The following is a 14,664-nucleotide window of genomic DNA, read 5'->3' as shown; positions in this document are numbered from 1 at the left end:
TGGTCGTTTGGAGGTCTTTGTGCAGTCTGAAGCTCGGCGACAATCACGGCTGAACGTCTGCGGCTGCAGTCACCTGGATTTCCAGTTTAAGGCCCGGCAAAGCAAGCCCGGCCCGCACCGTCGCGCGTGCCGGTTTGGGGGCGTCCCCGAGCCATTCCAGCCAGAGCGCGTTAAACGCGGGAAAGTCGGTCAGGTCCGTGAGCCATATGGTGGCGGACAGAAGCCTGTTCCGGCCACTGCCTACGTCAACAAGAATTGCGTCGATCCGGGAAAAAATTTCACGGGCCTGCGTTTGCAGGTCACCGTGAGGCTGATCCAGTGCCACCTGGCCGGACAAGATGGCGGTGCCGTTGTGAACGGTGGCAAGCGACATGAGTTCACCGGGGGAAACATGTTTGATCATCGTCGTCCTCGCTACGGGTGGGAGCGATCCCAATGGCCGATTTCCATGACGTGGTCGCGGGTTACATCGGATAGCGTCGGGGTTCCGAGCAATGTCATTGCCCGTATCAGTTCCGTTTTCAGCAGGGCCAGCACATGCGCGGCTCCGGGCTGGCCGGCCGCGGCAACGCCATAAAGGGTATTGCGTCCCATCAAAACGCCATCCGCACCGAGAGCGACCGCCTTCAGAATATCCGACCCGCGCCGGAAGCCACTGTCGCACAACAGGGTCATGTCCTCATGTTCCCCGCGGATTTGAGGCAGCACAGAGAGGGGGGAGACCGCACCGTCGAGTTGCCGTCCGCCATGGTTCGACAGGACAACGCCTTTAGCGCCCGCATCCTTGGCGCGTTGCACATCGCTGGCGGCGAGCAGCCCCTTGACGACCACCGGTCCGTCCCAGAGTTGCGCGAATTCCTCGACGTCTGCCCAGGTAACGGCCGGATCGAGCTGTTCGGACATGAAGGCAACGAGGCCCTGGGCATTCTGCGCTGCCTTGGCGGCCGCCTCGACCATGTTTTCAGGTCTTGGCGGTCCGTTCCGGGCCATCCGCATCAGCCAGACAGGGCGCAGTGCCGTGTTGAAAACGTTCCGGTGTGTCGGGCGCAGCGGCAGAGTGAAGTCGTTCAGCTGGTCGCGTTCGCGGTTTCCGCCGGTGGGGCAATCCACGGTGATGACAAGGACGCGGTAACCGGCTGACTTCGCGCGCTCCAGCAGGCTGCGCGACAGGCCCCGGTCGCGGAAGATGTAAAGCTGAAACCAGTTTCCGGAGCGCGAAGCCTCGGCGGCGTCTTCGATCGTGACGCTCGCAACAGTAGAGAGGCAGAACGGCACATCGGCATCGGCGGCAGCTATGGCGAGCAGGTTTTCGGCACGGGGCCATGCCAATCCGGCGAGGCCGGTCGGGCCGATGCCGAACGGCGCTGCATAGGTTGTTCCCAGTATCTCGCGCGAGGTATCGATACGGCTGACATTCACCGCGGACCTCTGGACAAAACCCCAGCGGTCGAACTGGGCACGATTGCGACGACGGGACGTTTCATCCTCCGCCGCGCCGTCAATATAATCGAAGATCGCCTTCGGCAGCTTCCGGCGGGCACGCTGGCGCATATCCGACAGGTTACGGATACGCGCGAAGGGTCCGGTGCTCTCTTCCATCAGGGGGCACCCGCCGGGCGGTGAAGCACTCGGATCGCTTTGGCTTCGTAGCGGGGCAGGGCGCCGGGAGGCGCGCATTCCACATGCGCTCCAATGCCAATCCGGGCGTGGATCTCGCGTTTGATCTCCGAAACGATCTCGCCCGGGTCACGGCCGCAACGGTCCGCTTCGACGGCAATGGTCATGTCGGAGATGGTGACTGCCTCGGTGTCTACATAGATCTGCCAGGCTTCCTTGGCGGTGCCTGGAACGGCGGCGATGATGTCCTCGATCTGACTTGGAAACACGATAACGCCCTTCACTTTGATCATGTCGTCCGTCCGTCCGATGATGCGTCCGATCCGGCGCATCCCGATCCGGCCGGAGGGGCAGTCATACGGATTGGCGGAGAGCCGGACGAGGTCCCGGGTCCGCCAGCGAATGACCGGCGAGGCCTCTTTGCACAGGGTGGTGATCACGATCTCGCCGACCTCACCGGGAGCGACAGGCGCATGGGTCTCGGGGTCGAGGATCTCCGTCAGAATGGTGTCTTCGTTGATCAGTTGCAGCTCATCCGCGGCGTGGCTCTCGGGGGTCGAGATGGCGAGTACCGGGCCGCCGGCTTCGGTCGTCCCGTAGATGTTCTGTGTGACTGCGGCCTCGGGCAGTTCCGCCTCCAACTGGGCGCGGAATTCGGCACTGACGGACTGGCCGCCGAGAATGGCCAGCTTGAGTGACCATTCGGTCTTGGGGTCGATGCCCTGTTCCTTGGCGATGTTGACGAGTGACATCAGCCAGAGCGGGGACATGGAGGAGACTTCATAGGCGTGGTCCTTAAACCACCTTGCAACCAGTTCGCCGCGGCCCGGGCCCACGGGTGTGGTGGGGCAGTCAAGCGCGGCATAGCCGACATCCAGGGCAGGGCCGCCAATCCACAGTCCATAGCCATATCCCTGGTAGGCCTTCATGCCGCGTTTGACGCCGGCTGCGGTCAGCGCACGTTCCATCTGCGATTTCAGGAGCACGCGATAGTCGTTCCCGGTCATCCCGAACATGACCGGCAGACCCGTGGTGCCCGAGGTCGCCATGAAACGTTCCACTTTCTCAATCGGAACCGTCAGGAACGGGTAGGGGTAGCGGTCGCGCAATGCGGATTTGTCGAGGAAAGGCGTATTCCGCAAGCCGTCTTCGGCGGCGAGATCCTCCGGTCTCATGCCGGCAGCCTTGAAGTGGCGCTCCCAGTCCGGGTGCCCGCTCAGGCGTTGACCGAGCTTGGTCAGCCTTTCTTTCTGGAGTAGCGCGATTCCGTCCGAATCCAAACGTTCGATCTCAGGGTGGATCATGGTTGTTTTGTTCCCCTCCTATGCCACGGCACATGCTGTGGCGGAACTCGTATTTCATTCTTTTATAAATCGAACGTTTGTTCTATGTAAAGAGGTGTTGATGAGATTGAGAGGAGGAAAACATGCTCGACACGCCGGACAGGAATCAAAAGGCGTTGGCGCGACTGGAAGAGGTCTTCGGCCGAAGGATTCAGCGCGGGCAGGCAATTCGGGAGCAACACGGACACACCACGTCCTGGATTGCGACGCAACCGCCGGACGCGGTTTTCGCTCCAGAAACGGTGGAAGAGGTGCAGCGGGTCGTTACGATCTGCGGCGAGGATCGGATGCCGCTCATACCCTTCGGCGCGGGCACGTCGCTCGAGGCGCAGCTCAACGCGCCGATGGGCGGGCTGTCGTTGGATATGAGCGGGATGAACCGAATCCTTCAGGTGCATGCATCCGATCTCGACGCGGTGGTGCAACCCGGCGTGACCCGCAAACAGTTGAGCGAATACGTGCGTTCCGACGGTCTGTTCTTTCCGATCGATCCGGGAGCCGACGCCACGTTGGGCGGCATGTGCTCGACCCGTGCCTCGGGGACGAATGCGGTTCGCTACGGAACGATGAAGCAAAACGTGCTTGCGACGCAGGTGGTTCTGCCCGACGGGAGGCTGATCCGTACCGGAAGCCGGGCGCGAAAGTCATCGGCCGGCTATGATCTGACGAGCCTGTTGGTCGGAAGTGAAGGCACGCTCGGCGTCATTACGGAACTGACTGTCCGACTACACGGGTTGCCGGAGCGGATCGTCAGCGGGACCTGTTCCTTTCCGACGCTCGATGCCGCAGTGCAGGTGGTGATCCAGGCGATCCAGTTCGGACTTCCGGTCGCCCGCATCGAGCTGATGGATCCGCTCTGCATGCGGGCGGTGAATGCCTATTCCGGACTCGGATTGGCCGAGAAACCATCGCTTTTTGTCGAGTTTCACGGCAGCGAAGCGAGTGTTTCGGAACAGGTCGAAGCTTTCAGCGCGCTGTGTGAGGAACAGGGAGCGGATCCTTTTCGCCATGCGGAACGCCCCGAAGACCGCAGCAGCCTGTGGCAGGCGCGGCATGACATTTACTTCGCCTTTTCGGAGCTGCGGCGCGGTGTAAAAGGGCTGCCGACCGATGTGTGCGTGCCGATCTCGCGGCTGGCCGAATGCATAATCGAAACTAACGCGGACATGGAGCGCAGCGGGCTTCTTGCCCCCTGTATCGGTCATGTGGGAGACGGAAATTTCCACCTGATGGTGCTTGTCGACCCCGAGGACTCAGAAGAGATGGCGCGCTGTCATGCAGCCGTGGATAGGCTCAACGAGCGAGCGATCGCGATGGATGGCACCTGTACCGGCGAACACGGGATCGGGCAGGGGAAGCGGCGGTTCATGGAGCAGGAACACGGTTCCGCGGTTGCGCTCATGCGCGAGGTCAAACAGGCCGTAGACCCGGGCGGGATCATGAATCCGGGAAAAATCTTTTAGCCGCAACCGATTGACAGGCTGCGTATCTCTCTCAATAATAGAACGAACGTTCGATTAAAATTAACTCGTACACGGGAAGTCTAAAATGAAAGACACGGGATCCTTCCCTGACTATCACCGGCTGGTGGAACCCACGCGGGTGCATTCGTCGCTTTACACCGACCCCGAGATCTTCCAGCAGGAACTGGACCGCATCTGGTACAGGACATGGGTCTATGTCGGCCATGTGAGCGAAGTGCCGAACCGGAACGACTATGTGACCAAGTCGATCGGGCCGACCCCGGTGCTGCTGGTGCATGACCGCAAGGGCGAGATACGCCTGTTGCTCAACAAATGCCCGCATCGGGGCAACCAGCTCTGCGCCTATCGCGAGGGCAATCGCGCCAGTTTCACCTGCCCCTATCATTCCTGGACCTTCTCCAATACCGGCGAACTGGCGGGCTATGCCTATGCGGACGGTTATGAGGGTGCCTCGAAATCCGATTTCAGCCTGGGCCGGGTTCCGCGGGTCGCTATTTATCGCGGGTTTGTCTTCGGCTCCTTCGCTGAAGAGGGGCCGTCGCTCGAGGAGCATCTGGGAGGCGCAAAGGCCTCGATCGATCAGCTTCTGGACAATTCGCCCGAAGGCGAACTGGAACTGACCGCGGGCTTTCTGCAGCACCGCACCAAGGCCAATTGGAAATTCATGCTGGAGAACGAAACCGACGGCTATCATCCGGCCTTCGTTCACGGCTCTGTCTTTCAGGTGACTGACAGCGGGATCGGTAGCCTTTACGGTCCGGACTCCACCGCACTGACTCGCGACTTCGGCAACGGCCACACCGAGTTCGACCTGCGCCCCGAATGGCGACGGATCGGCAAGCCGATGAATTGGTTCGGCACCACGACCGAGCGGCTTCCGGAATATGTCGCCGCGATGGAGGGGGCTTATGGTGAGGAGCGGGCGCGCGAAATCATGATCGACGGTACGCCGCATATCATGATCTTCCCCAATCTCTTCATTGCCGAAATCCAGCTGTTCACGCTGCAGCCGATCAGCGTGGATGAAACCATCCAGCATGTCACCGCGCTCGGTTTCAAGGGTGCGCCGGACATGAACCGCCGGTTGCGTCAACAGACCATGGGGTCCGTCGGTCCAGCCGGTCTGCTGCTGGCGGACGATACGGAAATGTATGAACGCAATCACCGCGGCGCATCGATCCGGGATCCGGAATGGGTGACGCTGACCCGTGGTCTGCATCGCGAACGGCGGGACGAGAATGGCTATCTCGTTGCCCACTCCACCGACGAGGTTCCGCAGCGCGGGATCTGGCGGCACTACCAGAACCTGATGACGGCGTGAGGAACCTATGAACGATATGACCAGGATTTCGCAGGACCGCGAAGAACTGCACAGAGCGGTCGAAGCGTTTCTGTTCATGGAGGCACGGCTGCAGGACACCCATGATTACGACGGTTGGGAGTCACTCTGGGAAGACGATGCCATTTACTGGGTGCCGGCAAACGGGGGCGACATCGACCCGGAAGAGAAAATGTCGTTCATCTACGACAATCGCAGTCGAATCCGCATTCGCATGGATCAGCTCAAGACCGGGCGGCGCCATACCCAAACGCCGCGGTCCGAACTGGCGCGGATCGTCTCGAATGTGGAGATAGAGGAGATCGACGGCGCGGAGGTGACCGCGCGCGCCAATGTACTGATCTTCGAGGAGAACCTGCGCGGAGAGACACTTTGGGCCGCCCGGAACGAATACCGGCTGCGGCTGGTCGACGGCGCCTTCCGCCTCGTCCGGAAGAAGGTGGCGCTCGTTAATGCCCACAAGCCGATTTATACGCTGAGCTTTCTGGTGTGATCATGGAAAACTGGATTGAAGACGGCCCCGTCACGCTGACCTTTGCGGACGGTGTTGCCAAACTGACCTTGAACCGGCCGGATGTGGCCAATGGCATGAACCTGGAAATGATGCAGGCGATCCATGCGGCCGCGATGCGCTGTCACGGCGATCCGCGGGTGCGTGTGGTGCACTTGAAAGGCGAAGGCAAGCATTTCTGCGCTGGCGGGGATGTACGCGACTTTTCGTCCAAAGGCGAGGGGATCGGAGATTACCTCAAGGAGGTGACCGCTTGGCTTCAGGTCGCGGTCGGCGCGCTGATCCGGCTTGACGCTGTTGTTGTCACCGAAGTTCAGGGCTTCGCCGCGGGCGGTGGTGGCCTGGGGCTCGTCTGCGCTTCCGATATCGTGGTTGCGGCGGAAAGCGCGAAATTCATGGCCGGTGCGACACGGGTCGGCATGGCCCCCGATGCCGGGTCCTCCCGCATCCTGCCTGCGTTGGTCGGTTTCCGGCGCGCCATGGAAATCATGCTGACCAACCGCGCGGTTTCCGCCGAAGAGGCGGTACGGATCGGACTGATCACCGAGGTTGCGGCCGATGACCGGCTCTCCGACCGGACCGGAGAATTCATGGCAATGATCGCCAAAGGGGCGCCCTTGGCGCAATCCGCGACCAAGCGGCTGCTCTGGAACGCACTTGAGGTCGAAATCTGCCTGCCGGAAGAGGCGCGGACCGTGGCGACGCTCTCCGCAACGAAGGATAGCCGGGAAGGTTTGGCGGCGGTGATGGAAAAACGCGCCCCGGTGTTTACGGGAAAATGACGCGGCGGGCTTTGGTCTCCGGCGGCGCCCATGGCATTGGCGCCGCCGTCGCTCGTGCGCTCTCGGAGGTCGGCGATCATGTCACCATCGCCGATCGCGATCCGTTGGGCGAGGCGCTCGCGGCCGAAATCGGTGGCGATTTTGTTGCCGTTGACGCCGCCGATGCGGAGGATGTGGTCGCGGCTGTGTCGGGTGAGTTCGATATTCTGGTCAACAATGTTGGCGCGGATCAGCACGCATTTTTCACCGATACCGGCCCGGAAGACTGGCGGAGGCTCCTGTCGATCAATCTCGAAAGCGCCTTCGCCTTTACCGCCGCTGTGCTGCCCCGAATGCAGGCGCGCAGCAACGGGCGGATTGTCTGCATCGGCTCCGAAGCCGGGCGGTTGGGCTCTAAGGGTGGTGCGGTCTATGCGGCGGCCAAGGCCGGCCTTGTCGGTTTTACGCGCTCTATCGCGCGCGAAAATGCGCGATACGGCATCACCTGCAATGCCGTTCTGCCCGGGCCGATCGAAACGCCGATGGTCGCACGGGCGATCGCTGCCCACGGAGAACGGCTGCGCGATGCGATGTCGGGCCTGACACTGATGAAGCGCCTTGGCACCCCGCAAGAGGTCGCAGCCGCTGTGGCCTTCCTGTGTTCGGACGAAGCCTCCTTCATCACAGGAGAGGTGCTGGGCGTCTCGGGCGGAATGGGCTGCGGCGGAAGTTAGGGTACGGACCTCACTTCGCGAGGAAGGCTCCGAGCTGAGCTAGACTTTCCTGCGCTTCGGGCAACACGGGAAACATCTGAAAGTGGTGAAACATCCCGGGCCAGATCCGCAGGCCGACAGACCGGCCTGCGGATCGCGCGCGTTCGGCGAAGGTCAAGCTGTCGGAAAGCGTAATATCCGCATCGCCGGCATGGATCATCATGCTGGGCAGCCGGTCCATTTGCATGTGCACCGGTGAGACCAGCGGGTCGTTCACATCGCCGTCCTTGCCGACATAACTGCGGGCCATCAGGCGTAAGGCGGCGGGAACAGAGAAAATGTCCCGGCCGGCACGATCTTCATACGAGGGTCCCCTCAGGCCGATGTCGAGCCATGGGGAGATCAGAACGACCGATGCGGGGGCTGGAAGATGTTCGGCTTCGGCGCGCTGCAGCACCGCCAGGGCCAGACCGCCACCGGCGGAATCTCCGGCCAGGCTGATCCGTTCCACCGCCGGATCCTCACACAGCGCCCGGTACACCGATAATCCGTCCTCGATTGCGGCTGGGAAGCGGTACTCGGGGGCCAGCCGGTAGTCGGCGCCGATCACTGGCCGGAAAGACCTTTCGGCGAGTTCAGTCATTATGCCACGGTGCGAGACAAGCGATCCGATCTGGTACCCACCCCCATGGAAATAAAGAATCGGATCACGGCCGGAAGCGGCGCCGAAGGCCTCGGTCGCAATGCCTCCGATAACCCGGCGTGTGCCTGCGGTTAACTCCGAGGTGTCGAAAAGGGCTTCGAAACGCCGGCGGATATAGGTCAGATCGCGACTGCTTTCCCAATCCGTCCGTGCCTCTGCGATGCGTTGCGCGACTGCCGCATAGGCCCCGCTTTCCTGCGTGTCTGTCATATGGCATGGTCCAGGATTCTGGCGGGAGGGACGGAGCTCAGGTCGAGGACGATCCGATCCCCGTCGGTCGATAGCAACCGATTGCGACCCGATGCGGCGGCTTCGTGAAGGTCCAGAACCGGCGTTACACAGGCCTCCGAGGCGAGGGGAGCGTTGGCCCAGTCGTCCCTGGTCTTCTTTCGAAAACGGTCGGCGAATTCGCGCGTCAACCGATCCCAGCAGGAGGGATCCAGATGGTTGCCGGGGGCGTGCTCTTCGAGGTGGAGCAGCCTTAGAAGCGCGGAAAAGAATTGCGGTTCCAGCGCTCCGACGGCGATATATTTTCCATCCCTTGTGTCGTAACAGCGGTAAAAGGGCGCGCCGCCGTCAAGCAGGTTCGCCCCGCGGCTCGGGCGCCAGTATCCGGCGTTGTGCATTCCGTAGGTCATGGCCATCTGCAGGGTCGCGCCGTCCTGCATCGCGATATCGAGGACCCGTCCCTTTCCGGTCTGCCGTGCAACGTGAAGGGCTGCCAGGACGGAAAAGGCGGCATAGAGGCCGCCGCCGCCAAAATCCGCCACCAGATTGAGCGGCGGCACAGGCGGCGCGTCGGCTGAACCGATCGCGTGCAAAGCACCCGTAGCGGCAAGGTAGTTGATGTCGTGACCGGGATTAAGGGCGGAAGGCCCATTCTGACCGAAGCCCGTGACCCGTCCGTAGACGATCGCCGGATTGACAGCCACCACTTCCTCAGGGCCAAGACCCAGCCGTTCCATCACGCCCGGCCGGTAGCCTTCCAGAAGGATATCCGCAGTTCTGCAAATGTTGAGGGCGGTTGCTCTTGCTGTGTCGGATTTCAAATCGAGTTCGATTTCCTGATGTCTGCCCCGGCGCAGGGGATCGTTTGCGGGCGGGACGAAATCGGAATTGCTCCCTCCGGCACGGTGAAGTCGCGTGACCTGTGCTCCGTTTGCAGCCAGTAGCATGGCGCAAAACGGAACCGGGCCGATCCCGGAAAATTCAATAACGCGAATACCCTGGAGCATGACGCCTCTATAAATAAAACGAACGTTCAGTTTTATTATGCATGCCCTGCCGAAGCGGTCAAATGTTTCAATCCGGGATCGTGAAAATTCCGACGAAACCAGAAAAAGTGAGACTTGACTCCATGCGTCCCAAACTTCGGTCGCAAAGCATGCCTCTGCTGTACCCACCCCCCTAAATTAAAAATTTGAGTCCCGGGTCAGCGGGTCTCTGGCTTGGGAACACGATCTCCCCAAATCTTTCATTCTGAACAGACCCGCGTCACCGAGACATGCCTTTCGACTTCCTGGGTATGATCTGGCGGGTATGGATTTTCTGCGGATCCTGACCGGATATGATTTGCAGGTAGGATTTCTGGAGGTTGAGCGCCTCACGGACCTCGGCATCGACACCGGCCTGCATTTCCAGGAAGTGCCTCCATGACTGACGTTTTCCACCTACATCCTGGATCATCCGCTTCCAGACAGGATGCCGTACAAGGCGCGGATCGAGAGGACGGCGCTCGTATTTCGTCTTGCGCCGATGAGGTCCGGGACGCTCCCGGTCCCGTTCCTGGAACGGACCGAATGCCTCTTCCATCCGTTTTTTGGAGAACGACCGGTCAACGGTGCTGGCCCCGTTCACGAATACCTGTTTCCCGATCCTGGAAAACGAGGCCATTCCCCCGGCGCTTGATGACAATCCCGTACTGGTCGATGCCGTCGTGGAACTCCTGCCACGTGGACGCTTTCTCACGAATCTCAAGCAGGGCCTTTTTGTGCTCCTGCAGGTATCCGGAAAAGGACTGTTCCCAGGAGTTGGCCTCTTTGTCTCTGGCGTTATGGTTCTCGCGATCCTTCTCCTGGCCGCGCCCGTGAACGACGGCGAGCCCATGCTTCTTTTCCAGCCTGGCGGCGGTCTCCTGAAGGATCTTGAAATCACGATAGGGGACATGCATCCGGAAGGTTTCCGGGTGGACCAAATTGAACTGGATATGCATGTGGAAGTTTTCGGTATTGATGTGGGTGCCGATCACACGCTGATGATCTTCCAGTCCAAGGGCCTTCGCAAACTTCTGCTCGATGTCTTTCAAGGCGTCCGTATCCGGCTTTTCGCCTTCAGCGAATGAGACCACGAGATGGTAATTCGGATCCGCCTTGCTGCGCTGGTTCATGGCCTGGGTGGCGCGGATCTCGGCGATGGCCGTGTCCAGATCCTCAAGCCCCACGCCGGCTTTGCAGTTGGACAGCCAGAATTGATCCAGCTTCTCGCCTTTCTCCTTGGCAGCAGCGATGTATTTGGCAAGTGCCGCGGCTCCGCGGGCCCGTTTGATCGACGTTTTCTTGGCGATCATGGTTTGAGCTTCGTCACCAGAGCCTTGATCTCATCCTGGGTCTCGCGGACTTGCCTCAGGAGCGTTTGCATCTGCCGGACCAGGTGGCCGTCCGCGGTCTCATTGATGGCTTTTAAAAGCAGGTTACCAAGGCGGGCCTGGTCGGCGTTGACCGCCAGGAGGTTCAAAACCGCCTGCTCAACCGTGCGATCCGGGTATCTGCCCGTTTCCAGAAGCCGCTCGACAATACGCGATGCAGATAGGTTCGTGCGCTTCGCGTGTTCGGTGACCCGGCGATGGACTTCCGGTTTGAGGTAAGCCCTTCAGGAGCTTTCGCTTTGGTGCCTTCAACGCGGTATCTCCAACTGGCGCTCAAGACCCTTGTCTTTACCAGCGTCGAGTGTCTGGTCCCGCTGCATACGGGTGAAGGACACCCGGAGAGCCGCGAGCAGACCCTTTTCGCCGCGGTGCTGCTTCAAATCGTTCCAGTCGGTCGCGCCACTGTCTTTCTCCGCCGACGTAAAAGTCGGGGCGAGCACCTTGCCGCCCACGGCTTCCGCCGCGGCCCCAAGCACACTTCTGCCCTTTGTTCGGCAACGGCGGTGTCTTTTTGGGAAGATGATGATCGTCATCGGCCGCGATCAGAATGTTGGCAGCCGGATATCGCTCGCGAACCGCCTTCGCGGTTGCGACCAGGTTATCACCGTCAAAGGCAACAATGGTCGGCAGTTTCGTGGCCTTATGAACATCAGCGCAGGTGGCGTAGCCTTCTCCAACGATGACCGTGAGTTTGCCGCCTTGCTTGCGCTCCTTCCCAAGTTCCCTGTCCGGGTCGATCGTGTGATAGAGCCCGTCCTTGCGGCCGTGCTTCAGATAGAGCTTTTCGTCACCGACAAACTGCAAGGACCAGATCCGGCCGGTATCGTCGCGCAGCGGAATGACCATGCGGCCGTCTTCGGCAAGCTTCACGCCATAGCCACACACCTGTTTTTTTTGAAGATAGGGGCAGTTTTCCGGGGTCGCCCCATGTCGTCAGGTTGGTCCAGATGCCGAAGGCACGCTTGGCCGCAGCCTCCTGCTCCTTTACCCGTTCACGTTCGCGAATTTCTCTGGCCTGGGCGGTTTCGGCGGAAAGGCGTTGCTTTTCTTCCCGAGAAAGTTCTTTGCCCTTGCCGATCCATTGCACGGGGGCTTCATCGCCCTTGAAGTTCTTGAACTGGCCGTTCGGAACGCCGTCGAGGAAACCGCGATAGGTGGCATTGGTTTCCTTGCCGTCGCCGACGAGGGCAACCCGGTGCCACTTGCCGTCCATGATGGGCGCTCGATCGAGGACCGCACCGTTCCGGGCCAGAAACTGCGCAAAGGCTGCCCGCGGATCTTCTTGGGATGGCTCAGGCTGGTTCGCCGGCAGAAACTTCTTCAACCCTTCGGGAACATCGGCGCCTTTTGCAAACCAAGCCTTGGTTTTCTTGTCCCAAAGGGCACCAGCTGCCTTGGCCTCATCCTTTTCGGCAAACGGGACAGTGAGGTAGGTTTTGACAGTCTCGGATCCAGCCATATCAGGAAATCTCCATGTGGAATGGGGAGGGAAATGATGGGAAGCCGGTCAGTCCAGAAAGACGCCGTCTACCGGATGCGAACTGCGAATGCTGTTCGGACCCATTGGCCACACCTGAACGCCGGCGGTGTCCGTGACGGTGATGGTCCTGAGCGGCGCATCGTCGGTCAGCGTGCCCCCGGTGATCTCGATGTCACCAAACCGGTGCTGGATGGCTTGGAGGGTCGCAATTGCGTCGCTGATCTTCATGAGGTGGCCTTTCTGTTGGACGGCAGGGAAGGGGAACCCGAAGCGGGCAGGGGAGCCGGGGTCGGCACATCAGTTTTTGCGCGAGCGCGTAGATCGTCGTCCTCGAAGTAGAGGGCCTGGCGACCGTAGATGGCGGGATATCCGGCCATGAATACGAGCATGTCACCGGCGCGGCGGACCTTACCGTCCGCCCCGATCAACAGCCCGGGTAGGGACATGCATTCGTCCGGCGTCATCAGCGGCCGGGCGATTTCCGTCAGGGTCTCGGAGTAATTCGTGCCGATCCTTCCCGTCGACCGGCTGGCGGAAGTCTTTTTCTGAACCAGCGTGGTCTTGCCGGCCATGTCCGACAACACCCGTGCAGTCTCGATGGTGTTCGGCGCATAGGCGATCCGCACATGGCAGTTGGAAACGATGGACTGCTCGCGGCCATATGCCTTCTGGAGTTGCGTCAGGTCCTGGACGATCACGAAGGCTTTCAGGCCGTAGCCGGCCATGAAGGCGATGGCCTTTTCGAAAATCTCCAACTTACCAACGGACGTGAACTCATCGAGCATCAGCAAAAGCCGGTGCTTGTAATGTTTCACCGAACGACCGCCCTCGAATTCCATAGCCGAGGTAAGGCGGGTCAGGAACTGGTTGAGCAGGATCCGCACCAGTGGGCGCAACCGGGCAATATCGGACGGCGGATGACAATATAAAGGGATGCAGGCTGCTCGCCGTTCATCAGATCGGCAATCCGGAAATCGGATTCCGATATGTTGCGGGCCACTATCGGGTCGCTGTAAAGCGCAAGCTGAGAGGTGCCGGTCGAATGGACGCCGGAGCGCTCGTTGGTGGAGCGCTTGCGCATCCGGGCAGCGCCAAGGCGCACCTCATCGTTCACGACCCGTCGCCCGTGTTCATAGCCTTCCATGTCCTTCAGGAGTCGGTCGAAACTGTCGTCCTCCTCGTCGTCGAACGCGCTGGCGGCTTGGTCTCGAAGGCTTTCGGGCCCGTCATCGCCGATCGACATGAAGGCGCGGACATCGGCAAGGGTCGCGGTGCGTTTTTGCTCGATCCGGACGCGATAGAGCACATGCAAGATCGCGGTACAGAGCCACCCATACCCTTCCTGCATCCAGAAATCCTTGAGACCGGTCCCGTCCGGATCGATGATCATGATCGCAATGTTCTGGCAGTCGGCAATCTCGTGATCGGTGCCGATCCTGACCTCCGCGAGCGGATTGTATTTGACGGAACCCGCGGTGGCGGCAGGATCGAAGCGCAGGATCCTTTGACCCTGGGATTCACGCCAGCCGGCGGTCAGGGCGTAGTTTTCGCCCTTGATGTCGAGCACGAGGGCGGAGTGTTCCCAGGTCAAGAGCGTGGGAAGAACCAGACCGACACCTTTGCCGGAACGGGTCGGCGCGAAGGCAAGAACATGCTCCGGCCCATTGTGGCGCAGCATCTTGACGCCGCCGCGGTGCCGCCAGCCGCCGATGACAACCCCCCTTGTCGGACAAAAGTCCGCTGTCCTTGACGTCGCGGGTTGTGGCCCAACGGGCGGTACCGTGGATGTCCTTGGACTTGCGTCCGCCAAAGATGGTTTCAGACCTTGCACCCGAAGTCACGATGGCCCCGGTCAGCATCAGCATGAGGAAGGCGGCGAACCCGGCATAGGCGGGCTGGAGGATTTCGTTCGGGAAGCTTCGGGCCTGGCGCCAGAACGTCAGTAGCCACTGCCACCAGGCAGCCTGAACCGGATTGAAACCGAGTGTGTAGTACCACCCCGTCAGCGTCACGCCGACAAGGACGGCAAAGGCCAGAACAGCAAAGACCCGCATCAGATGCATGACAGG

General features: G+C 60.8%; 16 protein-coding genes and 1 pseudogene. 5 read left to right on the top strand and 12 right to left on the bottom strand.

Annotated features, from left to right (window positions below):
* Nucleotides 1–43: 43 nt before the first annotated feature.
* From ABIN98_RS28070 to ABIN98_RS28060, 3 genes are read right to left on the bottom strand one after another with little or no spacing between them, the layout of a single operon-like run.
* Nucleotides 44–403, bottom strand: coding sequence for a RidA family protein (locus tag ABIN98_RS28070; RefSeq protein WP_346915444.1), 360 nt, complete (start codon nucleotides 401–403; stop codon nucleotides 44–46).
* Nucleotides 404–414: 11 nt separating this feature from the next.
* Nucleotides 415–1,599: an alpha-hydroxy acid oxidase gene (locus tag ABIN98_RS28065; protein ID WP_346915442.1), complete on the bottom strand. Its 1,185-nt coding sequence runs from the start codon at nucleotides 1,597–1,599 to the stop codon at nucleotides 415–417.
* Nucleotides 1,599–2,921: an AMP-binding protein gene (locus ABIN98_RS28060; RefSeq protein WP_346915440.1), complete on the bottom strand. Its 1,323-nt coding sequence runs from the start codon at nucleotides 2,919–2,921 to the stop codon at nucleotides 1,599–1,601. Before ABIN98_RS28060 ends, ABIN98_RS28065 begins: the two co-directional genes overlap by 1 nt.
* A 122-nt stretch (nucleotides 2,922–3,043) precedes the next feature.
* On the opposite strand from ABIN98_RS28060, the gene ABIN98_RS28055 reads away from it, so the two are divergent.
* The 5 genes from ABIN98_RS28055 to ABIN98_RS28035 all read left to right on the top strand — a co-directional run bounded on the left by ABIN98_RS28055 (nucleotide 3,044) and on the right by ABIN98_RS28035 (nucleotide 7,789).
* Nucleotides 3,044–4,423, top strand: a complete 1,380-nt coding sequence (locus tag ABIN98_RS28055; RefSeq protein WP_346915438.1) for an FAD-linked oxidase C-terminal domain-containing protein — start codon at nucleotides 3,044–3,046, stop codon at nucleotides 4,421–4,423.
* Nucleotides 4,424–4,508: 85 nt separating this feature from the next.
* On the top strand, nucleotides 4,509–5,765 hold the full coding sequence (locus tag ABIN98_RS28050) for an aromatic ring-hydroxylating dioxygenase subunit alpha (protein WP_346915436.1): 1,257 nt from the start codon (nucleotides 4,509–4,511) through the stop codon (nucleotides 5,763–5,765).
* Nucleotides 5,766–5,781: 16 nt separating this feature from the next.
* Nucleotides 5,782–6,276: an aromatic-ring-hydroxylating dioxygenase subunit beta gene (locus ABIN98_RS28045; RefSeq protein ID WP_346915434.1), complete on the top strand. Its 495-nt coding sequence runs from the start codon at nucleotides 5,782–5,784 to the stop codon at nucleotides 6,274–6,276.
* A gap of 2 nt (nucleotides 6,277–6,278) precedes the next feature.
* The gene (locus ABIN98_RS28040; protein ID WP_346915432.1) at nucleotides 6,279–7,076 is read left to right on the top strand and encodes an enoyl-CoA hydratase-related protein; all 798 of its coding nucleotides are present in this window, start codon (nucleotides 6,279–6,281) and stop codon (nucleotides 7,074–7,076) included.
* The gene (locus ABIN98_RS28035; RefSeq protein ID WP_346915430.1) at nucleotides 7,073–7,789 is read left to right on the top strand and encodes an SDR family oxidoreductase; all 717 of its coding nucleotides are present in this window, start codon (nucleotides 7,073–7,075) and stop codon (nucleotides 7,787–7,789) included. Before ABIN98_RS28040 ends, ABIN98_RS28035 begins: the two co-directional genes overlap by 4 nt.
* 10 nt (nucleotides 7,790–7,799) lie before the next feature.
* Here ABIN98_RS28035 and ABIN98_RS28030 read toward each other — a convergent pair whose 3' ends face one another.
* The 9 genes and pseudogenes from ABIN98_RS28030 to ABIN98_RS27990 form a co-directional block, all read right to left on the bottom strand.
* Nucleotides 7,800–8,681 (bottom strand): alpha/beta hydrolase, encoded by an 882-nt coding sequence (locus ABIN98_RS28030; RefSeq protein WP_346915428.1) that lies wholly within the window; start codon nucleotides 8,679–8,681, stop codon nucleotides 7,800–7,802.
* Entirely contained in the window at nucleotides 8,678–9,706 is a 1,029-nt protein-coding gene (locus tag ABIN98_RS28025) for a CaiB/BaiF CoA-transferase family protein (RefSeq protein ID WP_346915426.1), read from the bottom strand. The genes ABIN98_RS28030 and ABIN98_RS28025 overlap by 4 nt, the downstream gene beginning before the upstream one ends.
* A gap of 259 nt (nucleotides 9,707–9,965) precedes the next feature.
* Nucleotides 9,966–10,328 carry a hypothetical protein gene (locus ABIN98_RS28020; RefSeq protein WP_346915424.1) on the bottom strand — a complete coding sequence of 121 codons (363 nt, stop codon included), beginning with the start codon at nucleotides 10,326–10,328 and terminating at the stop codon, nucleotides 9,966–9,968.
* Nucleotides 10,306–11,037, bottom strand: coding sequence for a TraI/MobA(P) family conjugative relaxase (gene traI / locus ABIN98_RS28015; protein WP_346915422.1), 732 nt, complete (start codon nucleotides 11,035–11,037; stop codon nucleotides 10,306–10,308). Before traI ends, ABIN98_RS28020 begins: the two co-directional genes overlap by 23 nt.
* Nucleotides 11,034–11,204 carry a hypothetical protein gene (locus ABIN98_RS28010; protein WP_346915420.1) on the bottom strand — a complete coding sequence of 57 codons (171 nt, stop codon included), beginning with the start codon at nucleotides 11,202–11,204 and terminating at the stop codon, nucleotides 11,034–11,036. The genes traI and ABIN98_RS28010 overlap by 4 nt, the downstream gene beginning before the upstream one ends.
* Nucleotides 11,205–11,403: 199 nt before the next feature.
* On the bottom strand, nucleotides 11,404–11,961 hold the full coding sequence (locus ABIN98_RS28005) for a hypothetical protein (protein WP_346915418.1): 558 nt from the start codon (nucleotides 11,959–11,961) through the stop codon (nucleotides 11,404–11,406).
* A complete protein-coding gene (locus ABIN98_RS28000) occupies nucleotides 11,903–12,574 on the bottom strand; it encodes a DUF5710 domain-containing protein (RefSeq protein ID WP_346915416.1) in 672 nt (223 codons plus the stop codon). Before ABIN98_RS28000 ends, ABIN98_RS28005 begins: the two co-directional genes overlap by 59 nt.
* A gap of 48 nt (nucleotides 12,575–12,622) precedes the next feature.
* On the bottom strand, nucleotides 12,623–12,823 hold the full coding sequence (locus ABIN98_RS27995; protein WP_346915414.1) for a hypothetical protein: 201 nt from the start codon (nucleotides 12,821–12,823) through the stop codon (nucleotides 12,623–12,625).
* Nucleotides 12,820–14,273, bottom strand: a pseudogene (locus ABIN98_RS27990) (type IV secretory system conjugative DNA transfer family protein). Before ABIN98_RS27990 ends, ABIN98_RS27995 begins: the two are co-directional and overlap by 4 nt.
* Between the last annotated feature and the right edge of the window lie 391 nt (nucleotides 14,274–14,664).

Source organism: uncultured Roseibium sp., from assembly GCF_963675095.2.
Lineage (GTDB): Bacteria > Pseudomonadota > Alphaproteobacteria > Rhizobiales > Stappiaceae > Roseibium.
This window is presented reverse-complemented; position numbering and strand designations above follow the sequence as displayed.